22 protein-coding genes and 1 tRNA gene are annotated in these 22117 nt (G+C 72.7%); 17 read left to right on the forward strand and 6 right to left on the reverse strand.

The window, feature by feature from the left end; genetic code table 11:
- The first annotated feature begins 33 nt into the window (after positions 1–33).
- From SLINC_RS38205 to SLINC_RS38230, 6 genes are all read left to right on the forward strand, one after another.
- Entirely contained in the window at positions 34–915 is an 882-nt protein-coding gene (locus tag SLINC_RS38205) for an alpha/beta fold hydrolase (protein ID WP_067443003.1), read from the forward strand.
- Between the two features lie 451 nt (positions 916–1366).
- Positions 1367–3649, forward strand: coding sequence for a sensor histidine kinase (locus SLINC_RS38210; protein ID WP_067443004.1), 2283 nt, complete (start codon positions 1367–1369; stop codon positions 3647–3649).
- A 68-nt stretch (positions 3650–3717) separates the two neighbouring features.
- Positions 3718–4152 (forward strand): roadblock/LC7 domain-containing protein, encoded by a 435-nt coding sequence (locus SLINC_RS38215; RefSeq protein WP_067443005.1) that lies wholly within the window; start codon positions 3718–3720, stop codon positions 4150–4152.
- Positions 4153–4154: 2 nt separating this feature from the next.
- Positions 4155–4526: a DUF742 domain-containing protein gene (locus tag SLINC_RS38220; RefSeq protein WP_067443006.1), complete on the forward strand. Its 372-nt coding sequence runs from the start codon at positions 4155–4157 to the stop codon at positions 4524–4526.
- Positions 4504–5103, forward strand: a complete 600-nt coding sequence (locus SLINC_RS38225; RefSeq protein ID WP_067443007.1) for a GTP-binding protein — start codon at positions 4504–4506, stop codon at positions 5101–5103. Before SLINC_RS38220 ends, SLINC_RS38225 begins: the two co-directional genes overlap by 23 nt.
- A 61-nt stretch (positions 5104–5164) precedes the next feature.
- Complete coding sequence (locus SLINC_RS38230; protein WP_067443008.1) at positions 5165–5743, forward strand: GAF domain-containing protein; 579 nt, start codon at positions 5165–5167, stop codon at positions 5741–5743.
- Between the two features lie 78 nt (positions 5744–5821).
- Here SLINC_RS38230 and SLINC_RS38235 read toward each other — a convergent pair whose 3' ends face one another.
- A complete protein-coding gene (locus SLINC_RS38235; RefSeq protein ID WP_067443009.1) occupies positions 5822–6439 on the reverse strand; it encodes a GOLPH3/VPS74 family protein in 618 nt (205 codons plus the stop codon).
- Between the two features lie 285 nt (positions 6440–6724).
- Between SLINC_RS38235 and tdh the strand changes: the two genes are divergently transcribed.
- From tdh to SLINC_RS38285, 10 genes are all read left to right on the forward strand, one after another.
- Positions 6725–7753 (forward strand): L-threonine 3-dehydrogenase, encoded by a 1029-nt coding sequence (gene tdh / locus SLINC_RS38240; RefSeq protein ID WP_067443010.1) that lies wholly within the window; start codon positions 6725–6727, stop codon positions 7751–7753.
- Positions 7754–7791: 38 nt separating this feature from the next.
- Positions 7792–8985: a glycine C-acetyltransferase gene (locus SLINC_RS38245; RefSeq protein ID WP_067443011.1), complete on the forward strand. Its 1194-nt coding sequence runs from the start codon at positions 7792–7794 to the stop codon at positions 8983–8985.
- 36 nt (positions 8986–9021) lie between these two features.
- Positions 9022–9924: a LysR family transcriptional regulator gene (locus tag SLINC_RS38250; protein ID WP_067443012.1), complete on the forward strand. Its 903-nt coding sequence runs from the start codon at positions 9022–9024 to the stop codon at positions 9922–9924.
- Between the two features lie 61 nt (positions 9925–9985).
- Positions 9986–10582, forward strand: coding sequence for a helix-turn-helix domain-containing protein (locus tag SLINC_RS38255; RefSeq protein ID WP_067443013.1), 597 nt, complete (start codon positions 9986–9988; stop codon positions 10580–10582).
- 11 nt (positions 10583–10593) lie between these two features.
- Positions 10594–11133 carry a GNAT family N-acetyltransferase gene (locus SLINC_RS38260; protein WP_067446157.1) on the forward strand — a complete coding sequence of 180 codons (540 nt, stop codon included), beginning with the start codon at positions 10594–10596 and terminating at the stop codon, positions 11131–11133.
- A 30-nt stretch (positions 11134–11163) separates the two neighbouring features.
- The gene (locus tag SLINC_RS38265) at positions 11164–11523 is read left to right on the forward strand and encodes an MmcQ/YjbR family DNA-binding protein (RefSeq protein WP_067443014.1); all 360 of its coding nucleotides are present in this window, start codon (positions 11164–11166) and stop codon (positions 11521–11523) included.
- Between the two features lie 100 nt (positions 11524–11623).
- Positions 11624–11697 (forward strand) — tRNA-Pro (locus tag SLINC_RS38270).
- A gap of 133 nt (positions 11698–11830) precedes the next feature.
- Complete coding sequence (locus SLINC_RS38275; RefSeq protein WP_067443015.1) at positions 11831–14188, forward strand: DUF4132 domain-containing protein; 2358 nt, start codon at positions 11831–11833, stop codon at positions 14186–14188.
- Between the two features lie 160 nt (positions 14189–14348).
- Positions 14349–15308 carry a TauD/TfdA dioxygenase family protein gene (locus SLINC_RS38280; protein WP_067443016.1) on the forward strand — a complete coding sequence of 320 codons (960 nt, stop codon included), beginning with the start codon at positions 14349–14351 and terminating at the stop codon, positions 15306–15308.
- 55 nt (positions 15309–15363) lie between these two features.
- Positions 15364–15726 (forward strand): DUF952 domain-containing protein, encoded by a 363-nt coding sequence (locus SLINC_RS38285; RefSeq protein ID WP_067443017.1) that lies wholly within the window; start codon positions 15364–15366, stop codon positions 15724–15726.
- 28 nt (positions 15727–15754) lie between these two features.
- Here SLINC_RS38285 and SLINC_RS38290 read toward each other — a convergent pair whose 3' ends face one another.
- Genes SLINC_RS38290 through SLINC_RS38305 form a run of 4 tightly spaced genes read right to left on the reverse strand, consistent with a single transcriptional unit; the run spans position 15755 to position 19696 of the window.
- A complete protein-coding gene (locus SLINC_RS38290) occupies positions 15755–16282 on the reverse strand; it encodes an NUDIX hydrolase family protein (RefSeq protein WP_067443018.1) in 528 nt (175 codons plus the stop codon).
- A 24-nt stretch (positions 16283–16306) separates the two neighbouring features.
- Complete coding sequence (locus SLINC_RS38295) at positions 16307–17440, reverse strand: amidohydrolase family protein (protein WP_067443019.1); 1134 nt, start codon at positions 17438–17440, stop codon at positions 16307–16309.
- 1 nt (position 17441) lies between these two features.
- Positions 17442–18842, reverse strand: a complete 1401-nt coding sequence (locus SLINC_RS38300) for a type I glutamate--ammonia ligase (protein WP_067443020.1) — start codon at positions 18840–18842, stop codon at positions 17442–17444.
- A gap of 41 nt (positions 18843–18883) precedes the next feature.
- Positions 18884–19696: an SAM-dependent methyltransferase gene (locus SLINC_RS38305; protein WP_067443021.1), complete on the reverse strand. Its 813-nt coding sequence runs from the start codon at positions 19694–19696 to the stop codon at positions 18884–18886.
- Between the two features lie 271 nt (positions 19697–19967).
- On the opposite strand from SLINC_RS38305, the gene SLINC_RS38310 reads away from it, so the two are divergent.
- Positions 19968–21380 carry a cytochrome P450 family protein gene (locus tag SLINC_RS38310; RefSeq protein WP_067443022.1) on the forward strand — a complete coding sequence of 471 codons (1413 nt, stop codon included), beginning with the start codon at positions 19968–19970 and terminating at the stop codon, positions 21378–21380.
- Between the two features lie 7 nt (positions 21381–21387).
- Here SLINC_RS38310 and SLINC_RS38315 read toward each other — a convergent pair whose 3' ends face one another.
- Positions 21388–22098 carry a response regulator gene (locus SLINC_RS38315; RefSeq protein ID WP_067443023.1) on the reverse strand — a complete coding sequence of 237 codons (711 nt, stop codon included), beginning with the start codon at positions 22096–22098 and terminating at the stop codon, positions 21388–21390.
- Between the last annotated feature and the right edge of the window lie 19 nt (positions 22099–22117).

The raw sequence follows: 22117 nt of genomic DNA on the forward strand, positions 1-22117 counted from the left end.
TTGTATCTCTTCGTCTCGCCCCGAAGGAGAGCCGTGGAACGCTTTGTCGACGCAGCGCCTGGTGTACGCCTCTGGACGGAGGACCGCGGTGCCGCCGATGCCTCTCCGTTGCTGCTGATCATGGGGGCGCAGGCGTCCGGGATGGGCTGGCCGGACGCGCTGGTGGACCTGCTCGCCGCCCGGCACCGCGTGATCCGTTACGACCACCGTGACACCGGTCGCTCCACCTGGGCGTTCGACCAGCGGCCGTATCCCATACGTGAGCTCGCGGACGACGCCCTCGCCGTGCTGGACGGACTCGGTGTCGAACGCGCCCACGTGGTGGGCTTGTCGATGGGCGGGTTGCTCACGCAGCTCCTCGTGGCCGATCACCCGGAGCGGTTGCTCAGCGCGACCCTGATCGGTACGAGCGCCCTCAGTGAAGCCCCGTACGTCCGTCCGGACGGGACGCGGATTCCGCCCGGGCGACTGCCCGGTATCGCACCCCGCGTGCTGGAGATGTGGTCCCGCCCCGTGGCGGACCTCGGTCCGGAGGCGGAGGTGGAACGACGGGTCGAGCACTGGCGCGTCCTGGGAGGTGATCAACTCCCCTTCGACGCCGAGTACTTCCGTGCTCTGGAGCGGAAGATCATCGAGCACACCGGGCACTACGACGCCGGCACCGCGCATGGCCGCGCCGACGCCTCCGGCCTGGATCGCACGGCGCTACTCGCCACGGCCTCGGTGCCCACCCTCGTCATCTCCGCCCCCGCCGAACCGGTCTTCCCGCCCCCGCATCCGGATCACCTCGCCCAGGTGATCCCGGGCTCGCGCCTCGTCGAGATCCCCGGAATGGGCCACGCTCTGCCGCCCGCGGTGCATGCGCCGCTCGCCGACGCGATCCTCGGTCACACCAGCGGGCCGGGCGGCTCGTGAGGGACTGGAGGGGCAAGGGCAGGAGAGGCCAAAGCCCATACGGAGAGTGACAGTTCGGTCGGGTGCGGGGGGAGTCGAAAGCCCCGAAAGAGTGACGCCCGATTGGCCGAGGGTGAAGAGTGCACGAAGGGCGAGGGTCGGGGAGCGGCATGCTCCTCGACCCTCACTGCTCCTTCATGACCGCTTCTGACCAGGCGTGATCGTCCTCTGCTCATTCCGTGATCCCGTCGGTGCGCGCTTATCGGTCTGTCGTACGAAGCCTCATACCAGAGCGGGACGGTGCCCGTGCGAGTTTGTCAACTGCCCATCGCGCAGGATGCGTTGCCGACTACTGTCAGTGTCCGTCGAGCGATGCAGGGCCGAGAAGTTCGGTTCTCCCGACCGACACCCGCATGCGTGTGCCCGCAGCACGCACACACAGGCCCGACGGACCCGTACGACGAGGACACCGATGTCTCACCTCCGCGCACCGGCCGCCCGCGCAGACCGCCGTGAGGGCGGCCGGCACGGGCGACCGGCCGCCCGCGCCGTTCCCGCGCTGCCCGAGACCCACATACGGCCTCAGCTGCTGCGGCTCGCCGTGCTGCCACCCGTCGCCGTCGCCCTCAGCGCCTGCGCCGCCGTGCTGTTCACCGTGCGCTCCACCGAGGCCCGGCCCAGCCTCACCCTGTGGTGCGTGCTCGCCGGAGCGGTCGGAGTGACCTGCACGGGCATCCTGATCGCCGCCGTGGCCGCCGACCGCGCCGCCCGGTCGGTCAGCGACCGGATCGGGGCCCTGCGCCGCGCCAGCGCACGCGGCGAGGCCGATCTGCGCGCCCTCGTCGAGGCGTTGCGCCGGGGCGAGGCCGCGCCCCCGCGCACACCGCGCGGCGGCCCGCCCGAGGACGCCGACGACTTCGAACTGCTCGCCGCGGACCTGACCCGCGCCCACGACGGGGCCGTCACCGCCGTCGTCCAGGCCGCGCAGCTCTCCAGCCAGGCGGGCAGCGAACAGAAGCTGGAGGTCTTCCTCAACCTCGCCCGACGCCTCCAGTCCCTGGTGCACCGGGAGATCTCCATCCTCGACGAGCTCGAGAACGAGATCGAGGACCCCGACCTCCTCAAGGGCCTGTTCCACGTCGACCACCTCGCCACCCGCATCCGCCGCCACGCCGAGAACCTCGCCGTCCTCGGCGGCGCCGTCTCCCGGCGGCAGTGGAGCAACCCGGTCTCCATGACCGAGGTGCTGCGCTCGGCCATCGCCGAGGTCGAGCAGTACTCCCGGGTCAAGCTGGTGCCGCCGGTCGACGGCGAACTGCGCGGTCACGCCGTCGCCGACGTCATCCACCTGCTGGCCGAACTGGTCGAGAACGCCACGGTGTTCTCCGCCCCGCACACCCAGGTGCTGCTGCGCGCCAACCTCGTCACCTCGGGCCTCGCCGTCGAGGTCGAGGACCGCGGGCTCGGCATGCCCGTCGGCGAACAGGCCCGGATGAACGCCCTGCTCGCCGACCCCGACCAGGTCAACGTCGCCAGCCTGCTCGCCGACGGCCGCATCGGCCTGTTCGTGGTCTCGCAGCTCGCCAAGCGGCACGGCATCCACGTCCGGCTCCAGACCAACATCTACGGCGGTGTCCAGGCCGTCCTGGTGGTGCCCCAGGCGCTGCTGGGATCGGTGCCGGGCGCCCCCGGAGCCGTACCGCAGCCGCCGTCCCCGGTGCCCCGTACGGCAGGTCCCGGTGGCGCACCGGGACAGCAGCAGGCGCGGCCCGGGGCCGAAGCGGGGCACCGGGCCGCGCCGCCCGCACCGCCGTCCCCGCCGCCCACGGCATCGTCGCGGCCGTCATCGCCGCGCACGTCACCGCCCGGCGTGACCTCGCCGGGCGGCACGGCGTCGGTGAACGGCGGACCCGTGGGTGGCGGACCCGTGGGCGGGGGCGGGGCGGCGAACGGCAGGAGCGGTTCGGGCGGCGGCGGTGGCCCCGCCCCGCTGCCCGTGCGCGGTGCCCGCGAGGAGCGGCCCACCCCGGCGGCCGCCCCGCCCGGCATCCGGCCCGACGACCGGCACCGCGTCACCGAGCACACGGCCGCGCCGCCCACCCCGCGCGCCGGGACGGTGCGCGGCACCATGGGCAAGCCCCAACTGCCCCGGCGGCGGGCCCAGGAGCACATCGTGCCGCAGCTGCGGGACGCCCCCGCGCCGCGGCCGGAGAGCGAGCACCTCGCCGGGCACGACCCGGGCCTGATGGCGGCCTTCCAGCGCGGCATCGGCCTCGCCGAGACCCAGCAGCACCTGGAGGCGACCTCCGGCGAGTCGTCGCCCTCCACGGGAGCGGACCACCTGGGACCGGCCCACACGGAGTCAGGACACAGGGGGACCGCCGACAGTGAGCCAACCCACGTGGCGTCCGGCTACCTGGAGCCCGGTCACATGGAGCCCGGTCACATGGAGTCCCGCCACATGGAGTCCCGTCCTGTGGAGAGCTCCGGACACCCAGGAGTCGTGCACACGGGTTCCGTGCACACAGGGGCCACGCACAGCGATCCGCCCCGCCTCATGGACGTACGCCATGTCGATCTTCCCCTCGGCCTCCCCTCGGACGTACGCCCGATCGACCGGACGCGCATACCGGACACTCACCTCCCGCACCCGCCGGCCTCCCCCGAAGCGCGCGGCGTACGGGACAGCGGCGCCGTGCCCCGTCTCGACCTCGACCACACCACCCGGCACGACGGGAGCGCACCCGCCGGATGACCACCCCCGCGTTCACCCCACCCCCCAGCGCTCCCGCAGACCTTCGTACCTCAAGGAGTCGATCCACCATGGCGAGCGAAGCGCCGACCGGCCATGTATCCGATCTCGACTGGCTGATGAGCGGCCTCGTGCAGCGCGTACCGCACACGACCAGTGCGGTCCTCCTCTCCTGCGACGGGCTCGTGAAGTCGGTCCACGGCCTCGACCCCGACAGCGCCGACCACATGGCCGCCCTGGCCTCCGGCCTCTACTCCCTGGGTCGCAGCGCGGGCGTCCGCTTCGGCGACGGCGGGGACGTCCGCCAGGTCGTCGTGGAACTCGACTCGACCCTGCTGTTCGTGACCACGGCCGGCTCCGGCACCTGTCTCGCCGTCCTGGCCGGCCGGGAGGCCGACGCGGCGGTGCTCGGATACGAGATGGCGATGCTGGTCAAGAGCGTCCGTCCCTATCTGGTGACCGCCCCCCGGCAGCACGCCGCGGAACCCACGGCGATGAGGCCTTGAGGGTGGCGGCGGCCGGCGACGGGCCCTGGCTCGACGACGCGGCCGGACGACTGGTGCGGCCCTTCACGGTCAGCAACGGGCGCACCCGGCCGTCCGTGGCACTCGACCTCCTGTCGCACGTGATGGCCACCGGCGCCACCCCCCTCGGCTACCTCGGCCCCGAGCACGCGCAGGCACTCGACCTGTGCCGCGCACCCGTCTCGGTCGCCGAGGTGGCCGCCCAACTGAAGCTGCCGGCGGTGGTCACCAAGGTGCTGCTGTCGGACCTCGTCGACTGCGGGGCGCTCACCACCAAGCCCCCGGAGTTCACCCACAACCCGACAGACCGGGCCCTTCTGGAGGCAGTGCTCGATGGACTACGACGACAGCTCTGACCCCTTCCCCACCGCACTGAAGATCCTGGTGGCGGGAGGGTTCGGGGTAGGCAAGACGACCTTCGTGGGCGCGGTCAGCGAGATCCAGCCCCTCAGCACGGAGGAGCTGCTCACCACCGTCAGCGCCGCGACCGACAGTCTCGACGGGATCGAGAACAAGATCGAGACGACCGTGGCCATGGACTTCGGTCGCATCACCCTCGACCAGGAACACGTGCTGTACCTGTTCGGCACCCCCGGACAGGAACGGTTCTGGTTCATGTGGGACGAGCTCTCCGAGGGTGCCCTCGGAGCGGTCATCCTCGCCGACACCCGACGTCTGGAGGACTGCTTCGCCGCCGTCGACTTCTTCGAACAGCGCGGTCTCGGCTTCATCGTCGCGATCAACGAGTTCGACGGCTCGTACCGCTACGACCCGGAGGAGGTCCGCGGCGCCATCGACCTCGCCCCGGAGATCCCCATCGTCCGCTGCGACGCCCGGATCTCCAGCTCCGGCGTCCAGACCCTGCTGACCCTCGTACGGCACCTCATCGCCCACAGCCCGGAGCCCGCGCCGAGCCATGGCGCCCACATGTGACCCCCGCACACCCCGCCACGGAGCCGCATATGTCCTTCGTCCACAGCGACGGAGCCCGCCCATGAGCTACGACCTGCCCCGCCCGGCCGGTCGTCTGCTGCTCACCCCCGAGGACAAGGAGGCCCCCGCCCGAACCCGGCGGCTCAGCCTGCTCGGCCTCGGAGAGCACCCGGAGCCCGCCCTCGACGCCTTCGCGGCCCGACTCGCCGAGTCCGCCGGGGCGCCGTACGCCATGGTGACCTTCATCGGCGAGCACCGGCAGTTCTTCGCGGGGCTGCGCGTCCCGGAGGCCGGCCCGCCGACGGACTCCGGGAAGCGCGCACCGCGGCTGGGCCGCGAGCTGGCACGCGACCACGGGTTCTGCCCCCATGTCGTCGCGCGGCGCAAGGCGTTGGTGCTGGAGGACGTCCGGGACTATCCGCGGTTCGCGGGCAACCCGATCGTGGACGAGTTCGGCATCCGGTCCTACCTGGGCGCCCCGCTGATCGACTCCACGGGCATGGTCCTCGGCACGGTGTGCGTCGCCGACGCCGAGCCGCGGATGTGGGGGAAACCGGGCCTGGAGACCATCAAGGCGTCCGCGGCGGAACTGGTGGCCCGGCTTGAGCGACGGGAGGCCGACGGGCTCCCGGTGCTGTGAGCTGTAACGGCGGGTGGGGCGGTTCGCCGAGCCGTAGACCGGGTCCTACACCGAGCCGTACACCGGCGCCCCGCGCCCTCAGTAGCCGCGCCAGATGTTGTCGAACGCGGCGTTCTCGATCGTCCGTCGCTGCCGTACGGCCTCCAGTTCGAGCACCGCGTCGCCGACCGTGGCCAGGACCGTCGTGGCCGGGTCGGCGGTGAGGGCGTCCGGTTCCTCGGCGGGCTCCTCGGCCGGTTCCTCGCGGAGGCCGACGGCGGCGGCCAGGGCGGCCAGGACGGGTTCGTCCGAGGCCCAGCGGTCCTCGGCCCGGCGCCGGGCCTCCGAGTCGACCGGCACCGTCCGCCCGGCCCGCAGCGGAATCCGGCGGCCGCGCGGCCGGGCCGTCAGCCCCACCCGCTCCAGGTCGTCCGCGTAGGCCGTCGAGAGCCCGCGGCCCCGGCGCCACAGCCAGTCCTCGACCGACTCGTACGGTTCCTGTCGTACGAGTGCCGCGGCGGCCTCGTCCAGCAGGCGGTCGCCCGTGGGCGCCGGGGCGCCGGGGCGGATGCGGTCGCCGTCCAGGACGAGGGCCCCGGCCTCCATGAGGTCGAACACCTCGGCCCCGGCGAGCGCGAGCGACAGATCGCCCTGCTCCACGGAACGGCCGGCTGCCGCGTCCAGGGCGACGATCGCGAGGTCCCGTGCGGTGGTCATGAGCGGCTCCAGGTCAGTCGGCCGAATGGACGTGTTCCTGCTCGATTCTCGCCGCGCATCGGATCTCGCGTACGCCCTTTACGACCATGTGGTGCGGGGGGCCGGTCCGCATGCCGGTGCCGGAGGCCGAGGGTGTGTAGCAGATCTGCGGCGCCGCTTAAGAAAACCTCGATGGACCGCGGGCGGTCCCGTACGGCAGATTGCTACCCGATTCCACCCCTCTTCCCGGCTGCGGGCTCCTTCGGCGTGCCCGCGCCCGGGACCACACGCACAGGAGCCGTAGCGTTGAAGGCGTTGGTCAAGGAGAAGGCGGAGCCCGGGCTGTGGCTCGCGGACGTCCCGGAGCCGGCCGTCGGACCCGGCGACGTACTGATCAAGGTGCTGCGTACCGGCATCTGCGGCACCGATCTGCACATCCGGTCCTGGGACGGCTGGGCGCGGCAGGCCATCCGTACGCCGCTGGTGCTCGGGCACGAGTTCGTCGGCGAGGTCGTGGAGACCGGCCGGGACGTGGGGGACATCGCCGTCGGCGACCGGGTCAGCGGGGAGGGCCATCTGGTGTGCGGCAAGTGCCGCAACTGCCTCGCCGGGCGCCGCCACCTGTGCCGGGCCACGGTCGGGCTCGGTGTCGGCCGGGACGGGGCGTTCGCCGAGTACGTGGCGCTGCCCGCCGCCAACGTCTGGGTGCACCGGGTCCCCGTCGACCTCGACGTCGCCGCCATCTTCGACCCGTTCGGCAACGCCGTGCACACCGCCCTGTCCTTCCCGCTGGTCGGCGAGGACGTACTGATCACCGGGGCCGGGCCGATCGGCCTGATGGCGGCCGCGGTGGCCCGGCACGCGGGCGCCCGCCATGTCGTGATCACCGATGTCAGCGAGGAGCGCCTGGACCTGGCCCGCAAGATCGGCGTCAGCCTCGCCCTGAACGTCGCGGAGTCCACCGTCGCCGAGGGCCAGCGCTCGCTCGGTCTGCGCGAGGGCTTCGACGTCGGCCTGGAGATGTCCGGCAACCCCGTCGCGATGCGCGACATGATCGCCAACATGACCCACGGCGGCCGGATCGCCATGCTCGGCCTGCCCGCCGAGGAGTTCCCGGTCGACTGGTCCCGGATCGTCACCTCGATGATCACCATCAAGGGCATCTACGGCCGCGAGATGTTCGAGACCTGGTACGCGATGTCGGTGCTCCTGGAGGGTGGCCTCGACCTCGCCCCCGTGATCACCGGCCGCTACGGCTACCGCGACCACGAGGCGGCGTTCGCCGACGCGGCGAGCGGCCGCGGCGGCAAGGTCATCCTCGACTGGACCAGCTGACTCAGGGATTACCGGACCAACCGACTTAGGGATTGACGATGTTCGACTCCGTGCGCGACGACCTCCGCACCACCCTCGACGAGATCCGCGCCGCCGGTCTGCACAAGCCCGAGCGGGTGATCGACACCCCGCAGTCCGCGACCGTCCGCGTCGCCGCGGGCGGCCGGCCCGGCGAGGTGCTCAACTTCTGCGCCAACAACTACCTCGGCCTCGCCGACCACCCCGAGGTGATCGCCGCCGCCCACGCGGCCCTGGACCGCTGGGGCTACGGCATGGCCTCCGTCCGCTTCATCTGCGGCACGCAGGCGGTGCACAAGGAACTGGAGGCCCGCCTCTCGGCGTTCCTCGGCCAGGAGGACACGATCCTCTACTCCTCCTGCTTCGACGCCAACGGCGGAGTGTTCGAGACTCTCCTCGGCCCCGAGGACGCGGTGATCTCCGACGCGCTGAACCACGCGTCGATCATCGACGGCATCCGGCTGTCCAAGGCCCGCCGTTTCCGGTACGCCAACCGCGACATGGCCGACCTGGAACGCCAGTTGAAGGACGCCTCGGGCGCCCGCCGCCGGCTGATCGTCACCGACGGCGTCTTCTCCATGGACGGTTACCTGGCCCCCCTCGACGAGATCTGCGACCTCGCCGACCGCTACGACGCCATGGTCATGGTCGACGACTCCCACGCCGTCGGTTTCGTCGGCCCCGGCGGCCGCGGCACCCCCGAACTGCACGGTGTGATGGACCGCGTCGACATCATCACCGGCACCCTCGGCAAGGCGCTCGGCGGTGCCTCCGGCGGGTACGTCGCCGCGCGTGCCGAGATCGTCGCCCTGCTGCGCCAGCGCTCCCGGCCGTACCTCTTCTCCAACACCCTCGCCCCGGTGATCGCCGCGGCCTCGCTGAAGGTGCTGGACCTGCTGGAGTCGGCGGACGACCTGCGGGTGCGGCTCGCCGAGAACGCCGCGCTGTTCCGCCGCCGTATGACGGAGGAGGGCTTCGAGATCCTGCCCGGCGACCACGCCATCGCGCCGGTGATGATCGGCGACGCGGCGAAGGCGGGCCGGCTGGCGGAACTGCTGCTGGAGCGGGGCGTGTACGTGATCGGCTTCTCGTACCCGGTCGTGCCGCAGGGACAGGCCCGGATCCGCGTCCAGCTGTCCGCCGCGCACTCCACCGACGATGTCCATCGCGCCGTGGACGCCTTCGTGGCGGCGCGGGCGGAACTGGAGGCCTGACCCGGCCGTCCCGGACATATTGCGATAATCGATCCCATGATCGAAGCGCGCCGGCTCCACATCCTCCGTGCGGTGGCCGACCACCGCACGGTGACGGCGGCTGCCGCCGCGCTGTACCTCACCCCGTCCGCGGTCTCCCAGCAGCTGACGGCCCTGGAGCAGGAGACCGGCCACCGCCTGGTCGAACGCGGTGCGAAGGGCGTACGGCTGACTCCGGCCGGCGAGATCCTGCTCAGTCACACCAACGCGGTCCTGGCCCAGCTGGAGCGGGCCGAGGCGGAACTCGCCGCCTACGGCTCCGGGGCCGCCGGCACGGTCACCGTCGCCTCCTTCGCCACCGGCATCGCCCTGGTCGTCGCCCCCGCCGTGGCGAGCCTCGCCCGGTCGGCACCCGGCATCCGCATCCGCGTCCAGGACGCCGAGGGCGACGCCAGCCTGCCGATGGTGCTGGACCGGCTGGTGGATGTCGCGGTCGCCGTCGAGTACCGCGGGGCCCCGCCCGCCGACGACCCGCGCCTGGCGCACGTCCCGCTGTACGCCGAGCCCTTCGACGCGGTCGTACCCGTGAGCCACCGGCTGGCCGGCGCGGACGTGGTGCCCCTGGGTGAGCTGGCCAAGGACCCGTGGATCGGCCCCTACCCCGGCAACCCCTGCCATGACGTGGTGGTCCTGGCCTGCGAGAGCGCGGGCTTCCAGCCCCGTCTGGAGCATTCCTCGGACGACTTCCGCGCGGTGGTGGCGCTGGCCTCCGCCGACGTGGGGGTGGCCCTCGTGCCCCGCACGGCGCTGCGCGGCATGGACCTCACGGGGGTGGTCGTCCGTCCCGTCGACGGCGTAGCGCCCACTCGCCGGGTCTTCGCGGCGGTGCGCCGGGGAGCGGAGCAGCATCCGCTGATCCGCCCGGTGTTGGACGCGCTGGAGGACGTGGCCCGGATGTGATCGGAAGAGGGCGGAGGGCTTCGTAACTCGCCCGTTTCATTTCTGGGATAGCGTCCCGTATGTGAAACAAGACCTTGCGGAGGGCGGTGCGGCGGCCGCTCCGGACCCCGTCGACACCCGCCTGGGTGCCCGACTCGCCGAACTCCGGGCCGAACACGGCTGGTCCCTGGGCGAGTTGGCGGAACGCAGCGGGATCAGCAAGTCCACGCTGTCCCGGGCCGAGCGGGCCGAGATCAGCCTCACCGCCTCACTCCTGAACCGGCTGTGCCATGTCCACGGCCGGACGATGTCCCAGCTGCTCAGCGAGGTCGAGGACGAACCGGCGCCGCTGGTGCCGGCTGCCGATCAGCAGGTGTGGGAGGACCGGGCCTCCGGATTCGTACGGCGGTCCGTGTCGCCGCCGCATCCGGGGCTGCGCGGTGAACTGGTCGAGGGCAGGCTCGCCGCAGGCGCCGACATCGCCTACGACCGGCCGCCCGTGCCCGGTCTTGAGCAGCACCTCTGGGTGCTGGCCGGGGCCCTCGACGTGACGGCACAGGGTGTCGAGCACCATCTCGGCACCGGGGACTGTCTGCGGATGCGGGTGTGGGGCCCGACGCGCTTCCGGTGCGCGGGCGAGGGAGCGACGCGCTACGTGCTGGCGGTGGTGCGGCCGTGATCGCGATACCGATGGACGGGGCTCGACTGACGGCGAGCGTGGACGAGTTGGCCGACCTGCTGATCGACACGGTCGCCTCGGGCGCCTCGATCGGATTCCTCGCGCCGCTCGACCGCGCGCAGGCCGTCGCCTGGTGGAGAGAACGCGCCGCCGCGGTGGCCGCCGGCCGGCTCGCCGTGTGGACGGGGCGTATCGAGGGCCGGACCGTCGGTACCGTCAGCGTCTCCTTCCCCGACAAACCCAACAGCCGCCATCGCGCCGAACTGGTCAAGCTGATGGTGCACCGGGACGCGCGGGGCCAGGGGCTCGGGCGCGCCCTCCTGACCGCTGCCGAGCGGGCGGCCGCCGAGGCCGGAATCACCCTCCTCCACCTGGACACCGAGACCGACAGCCCCGCCGAACGCCTCTACCGCTCGGCCGGCTGGACCCGGGCCGGACTGATCCCCGACTACGCGGCGGACCCGGCCGGGGTGCTGCGGCCCACGACGCTCTACTACAAGCGGGTCGGGGCGACCGCGGAAGAACCGGTGGAAAACGCTCTCACCAGGTGATTGTCAGTGGCATTGGCTACGGTGCCTGTCATGCCGGACGCCGAAGACGTACGCCGTGTCGCCCTGTCCCTGCCGGACACGACGGAGAAGATCGCCTGGAACATGCCCACGTTCCGGGTCGCGGGGAAGATGTTCGCCACGCTGCCCGAGGACGAGACGTCCATCGCCGTGCGCTGCCCCAAGGAGGAGCGCGACGAACTGGTGCTGGCCGAGCCGCGCAAGTTCTGGATCGCCGACCACGAGGCGCAGTTCGCGTGGGTCCGGGCCCGGCTGTCCGCGCTGGAGGACGAGGACGAGCTGCGGGACATCCTCGCCGACTCCTGGCGCCAGGCGGCCCCACCGCGACTCCTCGACGCGCACCCCGGGCTGGGCGCGCCGGCCGCGGACTGAGACCGGGCCCGCCCGGAGAAACGGATGCGCGACCACCGAGCCGAGTGCGGTATTGTTTCCATGCGCGTTCGGCCAGGGGAAACCCCAGGTCAGGCGGCATCGGGACGTGGCGCAGCTTGGTAGCGCACTTGACTGGGGGTCAAGGGGTCGCAGGTTCAAATCCTGTCGTCCCGACGGTGCGAAGGGTCTTCGCAGGCGAGAGCCTGTGGGGGCCCTTTTCGCGTGGGCCGTTTCCGACGACGACGGGCGCCGGGGCCCGGCTCTCGCGGCCGGTCGCGTTGTCAGTGCCGCCTGCCATCATGCCGCCATGCTTCACGACGACTTGGCCGATCCACGCACCGCTACGGCCCCACTCGCCGACAGGCTGCTGCGTGCGCTGACCGATCCGGACGTCCGGATCGAGGTCCCGTACGACGAGCTGCCGCGGCTGTCCGACGAGGAGCTCGGCATCCTGCTGGCCGAGGCCCACGCCGTGCCCTCCTCGGCCCCGCTGGAGACGAGGAGGCTCGCCCTCGACATCCGGGGCGCGAGCAGGGACCGTCGGCCGCGCTACACGCCCGACGCGTGTCGCCGGATGATCGAGGCGCTCGCCGCACGGAGCGAGGACGAGGGCTGGGTGAACCTGACGCCGGGCCTCCAGGCGCTGGAGCACTGCACCGGTCCGCTGCCCGACGTGACCGGCCCGCTCCGCACCCTGGTCCAGGCCCTCCTGGCGAAGGACTCCGTACACCAGCTGTACGCGCTGATCGCGATCGCCGGACTCGTGGACGAGGGGCTGCTGCGCGAGGTGGTCGAGCGTCTGTCCCGGGACATGGGCCCCATCGTCGCGGACGAGATCGCCGTCGTCGCCGGCCTTCCCACGGCCGAACAGACGCGGCTGTCCGAGGCGTTCCGCGAGCACAGGCACCTGTCGGCGCCCTCCGACGCGGACGCGTGGCACCGGTCCGCCGAGAACCCGGCCTACGCCGCCTTCGCCCGCCGTGCGCTGGAGGCGGCGGCCGACCGGGCGGCGGCGATCCGGGCGGGGGAGATCCCCTACCGGGCGGACAAGGCGTTCACGGACCGGGAGATCACCACGCTCGGACAGGCCGCGCGGGTCGCCCTGCACCGGGACGAACCCTGGCTGCCGGACCTGTTCGACCGGCTGCTGCCCGGTATCTCCCTCGCCCCGACGACGGCCAGGACCCTGCCCTCGCAGGGACTGCTGTACGAACTGGTCCGCGCCGCACAGGACTTCCCCACCCCCGAGGCGGTGACCGCGATACGCGCCGTGCGCGGGACCGTCCGGCACGCCGGCGTGCCCAAGCAGCTCGACAAGATGCTCAAGAAGCTCGACGCGGCCCTCGCCGAGCGGACCGACGTGGCGCTGCGGCTGCCGACCTGGGGCTTCGACACCGACGGTGTCCTGCGCAGGGAGGTGGACGGCGGCTACGCGGCCGTCGTCACCGTCGCCGAGACCGCCACGCTGGTCTGGGAGAAGGACGGTCGGCCCCTGCGCAGCGTGCCCGCGCCCGTCCGCCGCGACCACGCCGGCCTGGTCAAGGAGCTGCGTGACCTGGTGAAGCGGGTGAACGCCCAACTCCTCACCCTCGTAAGGGCGTTGGAGGGCGGGCTCACCGTCGACGCCGTCCACCCCTACGGCTGGTGGCGCACCGGGCTCGCCGGGCACCCGCTCGCCCGCACCCTCGTGGGTCGGCTGATCTGGGAGGTCGAGATCGCACCCGGCACCTGGCGGGCCGTGCTGCCGGAGACCGACGAGCTGCCCGCCGCGCCCGACGAGGCCGCCGTGCGGCTGTGGCACCCGATCCGCTCGCGGCCGGACGACGTACGGGCCTGGCGGGACCTGCTCGTGGAGGGGCGGATCCGGCAGCCGTTCAAGCAGGCGTTCCGGGAGATCTACCTGCTCACACCGGCGGAGGAGGAGACCCGTGTCTACTCCAACCGCTTCGCCGCGCACCTCGTGCACTACCGCCGGATGTTCGCCCTGTTCAGGGCCCGGGGCTGGGCGAGCGACCTGCTCGGTCCCTGGGACGGCGGCGAACAGGACGCGGCGGAACGGACGCTCGGGGCGGGACAGTGGCGGATCCGCTTCTTCCACGCGCTGGCGGACTGGGAGGGCGAGGCTTCGTTGGCCGCGACCGACCAGGTGCGCTTCGCCCGCCGGGTGGACGGCGACTGGCGGGAGGTGCCGCTCACCGAGGTGCCGCCGCTGGTCTTCAGCGAGGCGATGCGCGATGTGGACCTCTTCGTCGGCGTCACCTCGATCGCCGCCGACCCCGACTGGACCGACGGGGGCCCCACACGCGCCTACTGGGAGCGGGCGGGCTTCGCCGAACTGCCCGAGAGCGCCGAGGCGCGCCGGGACGTCCTGGAACGGATCCTGCCGCGTCTGAAGATCGCCGACCGGTGCACGCTGGACGGCCGTTTCCTGGTCGTGCGGGGCGCACTGCGCACCTACAGGATCCACCTGGGCTCGGCGAACATCCTGATGGAACCCGACGACTCCTATCTGTGCATCGTCGCGGCGCGCGGGAAGAGCGACGGCACGGTCTTCCTGCCGTTCGAGGACGAACGGCTGTCGCTGATCCTCAGCAAGGCGTTCCTCCTCGCCGACGACACGAAGATCACCGACGAGTCCATCCTCGGCCAGATCGCACGAGGTTGATGAGACGGCGACATGTCGGGCCGACGACGGCACGGGGGCGTCACGACGACTCAATGGCGGGCGTATTGCAGGGTCGTGAAGCGGTGCCGGGGAGCCTTGACCGGCCCTCGGACGGGTGCCCAAGCTCGTGACGTCCCCAGATCCGTGGAGGGATCCAGCCATGACCACCACCGCACCCGCCCCCACCGCCGCCCTCACCGTGGAGCGGATCGGCGGCCGTATCGGCGCCGTGATGTCCGGAGTCCGCCTCGGCGGCGACCTGGACGGGGCCACCGTGGCCGCGATCCGCGCCGCGGCCCTGGAACACAAGGTCGTCTTCTTCCGCGACCAGCACCACCTCGACACCGACGGCCACGAGGCGTTCGGCCGGCTGCTCGGCGAACCGGTCGCCCATCCGACCGTGCCGTCCGTCGACGGCAAGTACGCCTTCGCCGTCGACAACGACCACGGCGGCCGGGCCAACCAGTGGCACAGCGACGTCACGTTCGTGCCCGCCTTCCCGGCCTTCTCCGTCCTGCGCGCCGAGGTCGTGCCGCCGTACGGCGGGAACACCCTGTGGGCCAACACGGCCGCCGCCTACGCCGGGCTGCCCGCACCGCTGAAGGTCCTGGCCGAGAGTCTGCGCGGAGTGCACACCAACGACTACGACTACGCGGCCTCGCGCCCGGAGGCGCCCTCCGAGGAACTGCGGCAGCACCGGCAGATCTTCACCTCCACCAGGTTCGAGACCGAGCACCCGGTGGTGCGCGTGCACCCCGAGACCGGTGAACGGGCCCTGCTGCTCGGCAGCTTCCTCCAGCGGCTCAGCGGGCTGCGCAGCGGCGACTCCCGCGCCCTCGTCGGCGTCCTCCAGTCGCACATCGAGCGGCCGGAGAACACCGTCCGCTGGCAGTGGCGCGCGGGCGATGTCGCCCTGTGGGACAACCGGGCCACACAGCACTACGGCGTGGACGACTCCGACGACCACCGGCGCGTCCTGCGCCGCGTCACCGTCGACGGCGACGTCCCGGTCGGGGTGGACGGCCGCCGCTCGACCCTGCTCGCGCCGGAATCGGTGCCGGATCCGTCGTACGGGCGCGCCTCCGGCGCCTCCACCGACGGCGGGCTCGCCGAGGCCTGAGTCACCTGCCGGCGCTGGAAGGCCGGACGGCCATGCCCGCCTGTATAACCGGACCATGATCTACCACGCCGTGCCGCTCGCCGACTGGACCGCCGACCCGGACCGCCCCTACGCCCCCGCCTCGCTCGCCGAGGAGGGCTTCGTGCACTGTTCCCCCGACGAGGCGACGACCCTGGCCGTGGTCAACGCCTTCTACCGCGACGCGCCGAGGCCGCTGCTCGCGCTGCTCGTCGACGAGAGCCGGCTCGGTGCGCGGACCGAGTGGGAGGCCCCGGTGCCCGTGCCGCCGCCCGGGGTCGCGCGGGGCACCCTCTTCCCCCACGTGTTCGGGCCCCTCGACCGGGACGCCGTCGTCCGGGTCATGGAGGTCCGGTGGGACGAGGACGGCCGGGCCACCGGGCTGGCCGAGGCGGGCTGACCGGGCTCCGGCGTCCCCGGAGGACGACTCAGACCGAGCAGCCCACGTGGGCCAGCGCCTGCTTGAGGAGAACGCCGTGGCCACCCGGCATCTCGCTCTGCACCGCGGGGGAGAGGGCGTCCTGCGGGCTGAACCAGACCAGGTCCAGGGCGTCCTGCCGGGGGCGGCAGTCGCCGGCGACCGGTACGACGTAGGCGAGGGACACCGCGTGCTGACGCGGGTCGTGGAACGGCGTGACGCCATGCGTCGGGAAGTACTCGGCCACGGTGAAGGGCTGGAGGGAGGCCGGCACACGGGGCAGGGCGACCGGGCCGAGGTCCTTCTCCAGGTGGCGCAGGAGGGCGTCGCGGACGCGCTCGTGGTGCAGCACCCGGCCGGACACCAGGCTCCGGCTGACCGTGCCGTCCGGACCGATGCGGAGCAGCAGTCCGATGCTGGTGACTTCGCCGCTGTCGTCGACGCGCACGGGCACGGCCTCGACGTACAGGATCGGCATGCGGGCGCGCGCCATCTCGAGCTCGTCGGAGCTGAGCCAACCGGGCGTGGTTTCGGTCATGTCAGACATTGCTTGATCATACTTTCAGGTGGTGGCGGAAAAACGGTAGACCTGGCGGGCGTTGTCCGCTCCGGCCCACGTGGCGATGCGCAGCGCGTCGGACAGGCTCAGCTCGTCGGCGTCCACCCGCTCCTGGAGCAGCCCGCTGAGCCCCTCCCGGAAGGCCAGCGCGCCCAGGTGGTAGAACTCCGCCACACCGTAGGCGTCGGAGCTGTACAGCAGTTTGCGGAACGGCGTGATCTCCAACACCTCCGCGAGGACCGCCCTGGCCCGGGCGGGGCCGACGTAGTGCAGGGTGAGCCCCACGTCGACGTACACCCGTTCGAAGACGGCCGCCAGGTAGGCCGCCTGCCGCTGATACGGCCAGCAGTGCAGCAGCAGCACCGGGATCGTCCCGGCGGTCAGATGCAGCCAGTCCGTCAGGAGCGTGGGGTCGACGCGGTGCATCCGGATGTCGGCGTCCCCGAACCCCGTGTGCAGCTGGAGGGGCAGTCCCAGGTCCACGGCGGTCCACAGCAGGTGCCGTACGAGAACCGGGTCGGCCAGCCGGCCGCCGGACGCGAGCCAGGGCCCGGCCGCCGCGGTGACCTCGGCGTCCGAGGGACGTGCCGGGTCCAGGGCGAAACCGGTGCGGTAGGCGGCCACCGACTTCACCGCCACCACCCCCGGCCGTCGCACGGCCCGCTCCGCGGCCGCCCGGAACCGCTCGCCGTACTCGCCCGGTTCGACACCCTCGGCCGCCACCGCCTCCGCCACGTTCTCCAGCCGTACGACCTCGAAGGCGCCGGCGTCGGCCATCGCGGCCAGTTCCCCCGGCGTGGTGAGGCGCTGCGGGGTAAATCCGGTGTCCACGCAGAAGAGGCCGGTGCCCGCGGCCGCCAGGAACCGGCGGTTGGCCTCGTGCGCCCCGAGGTCGGCCCGGCGGGCCAGGTACTCCTCGGCGGGCGCGTGCCGGGGCAGGTCCAGCAGCGGGGCGCAGTGGCGGCGGACGGCGACGCCGACCGGGCTGTCGAAGGGGGAGATCCCCGGCCAGTCCGCGCCCTCGGTGAGCAGCGAGCGGAAGGCCGGGCCGTCCAGTCCGGTCGTCACGACCCCGTGGCAGTGATGGTCCACCAGCCGCAGGGCGGCGAGCGTGTCGTGGACGGGACCCGCGCCCATCTCAGTACTTCCAGCGGTACGCCGCCGCCACCCGCTCGTCGTCCAGCCCGGCCACGACCGCGATCTCCCCGAGCCGTACGGCGGTCACCGCGTCGGCGAGGACCGGGCCGAGCGCGGCCCGCAGCACCGTGTCCTCGCGGAACTCCTCGACCGCCGCGCCCAGCGAGGCCGGCAGCCGCCGCACGCCCCGCGCCGCGGCCTCCTCGGCGTCCAGCCGGGCCGGGTCGCCGGTGATCTCCTCGGGGAGGGGGACCAGGGAGGTCAGGCCGTCCAGCCCGGCGGCGATCAGACAGGCCAGCGCGAGATAGGGGTTGGCGGCCAGGTCGACCGGCTTGACCTCCAGGTTCGCGGCCTGGTCACGGACGCCCGCGGTACCGGTGACCACCCGCACCGCGGCCTCGCGGGTCTCCCGGCCCCAGACGGTGAACACCCCGGCCCACCGGGACGGCCTGAGCCGCAGATAGCTCGCCGGGCTGGGGGCCGTGACGGCCGTGAGCGCCGGGAGGCGGGCCAGGATGCCGGCCGCGAACGACTCGGCCTCGGCCGTCATGCCGTAGCGGCCCGTGCTGCCGGAGTGCAGGTTGATGCCGTCGCGCCAGGCGGACAGGTGGATGTGGCCGCCGTTGCCGACGCCCTCGCCGACGACGGCCGGGGCGAAGGAGACGGCGAGGCCGTGGCGGGCGGCCACCGCGCGGACGGTCTGCCGCACCAGCACGCTCCGGTCGGCCGCGGCCACCGGGTCGAGGGCACTCACCGAGATCTCGAACTGTCCGGCCGCATACTCCGGATGCAGCTGCTCGACCTCCACGTCCTGTGCGGCGAGCGCGGCCAGCAGATCGGCCGTGCAGTCGCTCATTTCGACCTGCCGGGCGGCGCTGTACGCGGGGCCGGTCGTCGCGGGCACGAAGTCGCCGCCGGGCGGGCCCTGTCCCATGGACCACTCGATCTCGATGCCCGCTCTGAAGGCGAGGCCGTGCCGCCGGGACGCCTCGGCGACGATCCGGCGCAGCACGGTACGGCCGCAGCCCGGATGCGGCTCGCCCTCCTGCGTGATCCGGTCGACCGGCGCCCACGCCCAGCCGGGCTGCCCCACCAGGGCCACCAGCCGGTCGAGGTCGGGGTAGAGCCGCAGATCGCCGTCGGGCGAGCCGAGCACGTCCGTCGACACGATCGAGTCGTCGGCGAGGAAGGTGTCGAACACCGGGGACATGCCGACGCCCCAGGCCGCCGCCGAGGCGAGCCGAGCCGTCGGGACCGTCTTCACGCGGGCGACGCCCGCGGTGTCGACGTAGGCGAGGACGACGCCGTGCACGCCCCGCCCGGTCAGCTCACCGGCGAGTGCGGCGGCCCGTTCGACATCACCCGGACGCCCGCCGGGGACGGGGTCGGCAAGCGTGGTCATACGTCCTCCTCGACGGGCGCGCGCCGGGCCTTTCGCCCGCGTCAGGGTTTCACGGCCACCGCGCCGAACTGCGGCACCGCGAGGGGCGAGCCGGACTCGGCACGCCACTGCGAGCACGACACCAGGCCCGGCTCCAGCAGCGTCAGCCCGTCGAAGAAGGAGGCGATGTCCTCGCGGCTGCGGGCGGTGATCGGCGGAGTGGCGTTCTCGTTCCAGAACTTCATCGCCGGGATCTGGCCCTCGCCGCCGAGGTCGGAGTCGAACGTGGGGTGGGTCAGGGCGAGATGGCTGCCGGAGGGCATCGCGGCCATCACCCGGCGGGCGATGTCGCGGGCCTTGTCCACGTCGAGGACGAAGTTGAGGATGCCGAGCATCATCACGGCGACCGGCTGGTCGAAGTCCAGGGTCCCCGCGGCGCGTTCGAGGATGGCGTCGGGGTCGTGGACGTCGGCGTCGATGTAGTCGGTGACGCCGGCGGGCGTGCTGGTGAGCAGGGTGCGGGCGTGCACCAGGACGATCGGGTCGTTGTCGACGTAGACGATCCGCGACTCGGGGGCGATCCGCTGGGCGATCTCGTGGGTGTTGTCCACCGTCGGCAGGCCGGTGCCGATGTCCAGGAACTGCCGGATGCCCTGCTCCTCGGCGAGGTACCGGACCGCCCGGCCCAGGAACCAGCGGTCGGCGCGGGCGATCTCGCGGATGATCGGGAACATGCCGGCCACGTGTTCGCCGACCTGCTGGTCGACCTCGTAGTTGTCCTTGCCGCCGATCCAGTAGTTCCAGACGCGCGCGTTGTGCGCCACTCCCGTGTTCAGCCTCGCCGATGTGCCCGCCGGGGTGTCGCTGTCGCTCACGTCTTCGCTCCTTCTCACGTACGGCCGTTCGCCGCCATTGTGCCGTCCGATGATCAGCTTGTCCCGGAAACGCCGACAGCGACAGGTGCCCGGCGCGCACAGCCACTCGAACGCCCCGCCCGGACCGGGCCGACGCGGGCCCGCTGTTCATTACCGGTGAGTACCCCGCGGTGTGGCCCAGGTGAACTCTGAGGTACGGTCTCCACCGATCCGCAACCACTCACAGGCTCTGGGCCGCTACGGGCGGTGTCGAAGGGGGCGGCAACACAGCATGGAATTTCACCTGGTCGACGAAGGGGAGTCGGCGCCGGGCGACGACGCGCCACTGGAGGCGCTGGCTCCGGAACCCCTGCTGACCCGGGACTACGAGACGCGGCCCGCGCTCGTCTACGAGCGGCTCCGCCAGCGCCACGGTCCGGTCGCGCCGGTCGACCTGCTCGGCGTGCCCGCGTGGCTCGTGCTGGGCTACAAGGAGTCGCTCCAGGTGCTCCAGGAGGACGCCGCCTGGCCCAAGGGCCTGGAGAACTGGCGGGCCCGCACGGAGGGCCGGGTGCCCGCGGACTGGCCGCTCGGCCCTTCACTTGAGGTCAACCACGTCCTGATCCAGGGCGGTCCCGGCTATCCCGCGCTGCGCAGCGCCTGGGACACCGCGCTGCGGCCGTTCCAGGACCCGCGCCACCCGCAGGCCAAGCGGCTGAAGGCGGCCGTCACGGTCTACGCCGACGACCTGATCACCCTGCTCGCGCAGGGCGGCCGCACGGGCATGGCCGACCTGTCGGCGCAGTTCTCCCGCCCGCTGCCGCTGATGGCGGCGAGCCATCTGCTGGGCTTCCCCGGCTCGCAGGGCGACGACGCCCTGATGGACATGTGGCGGGTGCTGGACGCGGGCCCCGACGCGGAACCCGCCCTGGAGCGGCTCCTGGAGACGCTCATGCGGCTGGCCGCCGCCAAGATGGAGCGGCCCGGCGACGACTTCCCCTCCCACCTGCTGGCCGCCCACCCCGACCTGTCGGTCGACGCGCTGGCCCGGGAGCTGTTCATGCTGCTCGGCATGACCTCCGACCACGTCGGCATCCTCATCTCCAACACCGTGGTCGAGGTGATCTCCGGGGAGAGCGAGGGCGGGGTACGCGCCGCGCTGTCCGCCGGAATGGTCCGGGAGACCATGAACCGGGTGGTCATGCGCAAGCCGCCGCTGGTGAACTTCGTGCCGAGGTTCGCGGCCCGCGACACCCGGCTGGGCAACTACACCATCCGCGCCGGCGACCCGGTGTGGGTCTCCTCCGCGGCCGCGCACGCCGATCCGCTCTTCGCCGGGCAGATGGCCCCGGGCTCCACCCTCAGCAGCAGGGCGCACCTGTCGTGGGGTGCCGGGCCGCGTCAGTGTCCCGCCCGCGAGCTGGCGTCCGTGACGATCGCGGCGGCCGGCGTGGGCCGCCTCTTCGAACGGTTCGGGCATCTGGAACTCGCCCTTCCCGTCGACCAACTGCCCTGGCGTTCCTCGCCGTTCATGCGCGGCCTGCGGTCGCTGCCGGTGCGCTACGAGCTGGCCTCGGCGACCGTGCCGCCCCTGCCGGTGCCCGAGGAGGCCGTGGCGGCCGCCACGGGGGTGCCCGACCAGGCCGAGAAGCGGCGGTCGTCGCTGTGGCGGTATCTGACGGGACTCATCCGCTCCGGCGGCTGACGACCGGTCACGGTCCGGGCCGCACCTGTCCGTTCTGCCAGGCCCAGGCCGCGATCTCCACGCGGTTCCGGGCCGCCAGCTTGAGCTGGACGCTGGACAGGTGCGTCTTGACGGTGGAGAGCGAGACATACAGTTCGGCGGCGATCTCGGCGTTGGTGCGGCCCTGGGCGACCAGCCGGACCACGTCGAGCTCACGGTCCGTCAGCGGCTCGGTGACCGGCGAGGGCCGCGCCGGGACGGCCGGCGACGGTGTGTCCGTCTCCGTGAGGTGCTTGAGCAGCCGGACGGTGACCGAGGGGGAGACCAGCGAGTCACCGGCCGCGGCCGCCCGGACCGCCTCCGCCAGCAGCGTCGGCCCGGAGTCCTTCAGCAGGAACCCGCAGGCCCCGCCGCGCAGCGCCCCGTACACGTACTCGTCGAGGTCGAAGGTGGTGACCACCACCACCCGCATCGGGTCGGCGACCTCGGGGCCCGCCAGCAGGCGGGTGGCCTCCAGGCCGTCCAGCTTCGGCATCCGGATGTCCAGCAGGCACACGTCCGGCCGTACCCGGCGGGCCAGCGCCACCGCCTCCTCGCCGTCGGCGGCCTCGGCGACGACCGTGATGTCGGGCTGCGCGTCCAGGAAGAAGCGGAAGCCGGTGCGGACCATGTCCTGGTCGTCGGCGATCAGCACGCGGATGGGGGCGCCGGGCGAGGTCGCCGGGGTGGGGCTCGTCATGGCTCGATCATGCCTCAGG

The sequence above is a fragment of the Streptomyces lincolnensis genome, from assembly GCF_001685355.1.
In the GTDB taxonomy this organism is placed as follows: domain Bacteria; phylum Actinomycetota; class Actinomycetes; order Streptomycetales; family Streptomycetaceae; genus Streptomyces; species Streptomyces lincolnensis.

Bases quoted from the DNA above. Each gene is read 5' to 3' on its own strand.
- SLINC_RS38210 (WP_067443004.1), top strand. From the start codon at position 1,367: ATGTCTCACCTCCGCGCACCGGCCGCCCGCGCAGACCGCCGTGAGGGC.
- SLINC_RS38215 (WP_067443005.1), top strand. From the start codon at position 3,718: ATGGCGAGCGAAGCGCCGACCGGCCATGTATCCGATCTCGACTGGCTG.
- SLINC_RS38225 (WP_067443007.1), top strand. From the start codon at position 4,504: ATGGACTACGACGACAGCTCTGACCCCTTCCCCACCGCACTGAAGATC.
- SLINC_RS38230 (WP_067443008.1), top strand. From the start codon at position 5,165: ATGAGCTACGACCTGCCCCGCCCGGCCGGTCGTCTGCTGCTCACCCCC.
- SLINC_RS38235 (WP_067443009.1), bottom strand. From the start codon at position 6,439: ATGACCACCGCACGGGACCTCGCGATCGTCGCCCTGGACGCGGCAGCC.
- SLINC_RS38245 (WP_067443011.1), top strand. From the start codon at position 7,792: ATGTTCGACTCCGTGCGCGACGACCTCCGCACCACCCTCGACGAGATC.
- SLINC_RS38250 (WP_067443012.1), top strand. From the start codon at position 9,022: ATGATCGAAGCGCGCCGGCTCCACATCCTCCGTGCGGTGGCCGACCAC.
- SLINC_RS38260 (WP_067446157.1), top strand. From the start codon at position 10,594: ATGGACGGGGCTCGACTGACGGCGAGCGTGGACGAGTTGGCCGACCTG.
- SLINC_RS38265 (WP_067443014.1), top strand. From the start codon at position 11,164: ATGCCGGACGCCGAAGACGTACGCCGTGTCGCCCTGTCCCTGCCGGAC.
- SLINC_RS38275 (WP_067443015.1), top strand. From the start codon at position 11,831: ATGCTTCACGACGACTTGGCCGATCCACGCACCGCTACGGCCCCACTC.
- SLINC_RS38280 (WP_067443016.1), top strand. From the start codon at position 14,349: ATGACCACCACCGCACCCGCCCCCACCGCCGCCCTCACCGTGGAGCGG.
- SLINC_RS38285 (WP_067443017.1), top strand. From the start codon at position 15,364: ATGATCTACCACGCCGTGCCGCTCGCCGACTGGACCGCCGACCCGGAC.
- SLINC_RS38290 (WP_067443018.1), bottom strand. From the start codon at position 16,282: ATGACCGAAACCACGCCCGGTTGGCTCAGCTCCGACGAGCTCGAGATG.
- SLINC_RS38295 (WP_067443019.1), bottom strand. From the start codon at position 17,440: ATGGGCGCGGGTCCCGTCCACGACACGCTCGCCGCCCTGCGGCTGGTG.
- SLINC_RS38300 (WP_067443020.1), bottom strand. From the start codon at position 18,842: ATGACCACGCTTGCCGACCCCGTCCCCGGCGGGCGTCCGGGTGATGTC.
- SLINC_RS38310 (WP_067443022.1), top strand. From the start codon at position 19,968: ATGGAATTTCACCTGGTCGACGAAGGGGAGTCGGCGCCGGGCGACGAC.
- SLINC_RS38315 (WP_067443023.1), bottom strand. From the start codon at position 22,098: ATGACGAGCCCCACCCCGGCGACCTCGCCCGGCGCCCCCATCCGCGTG.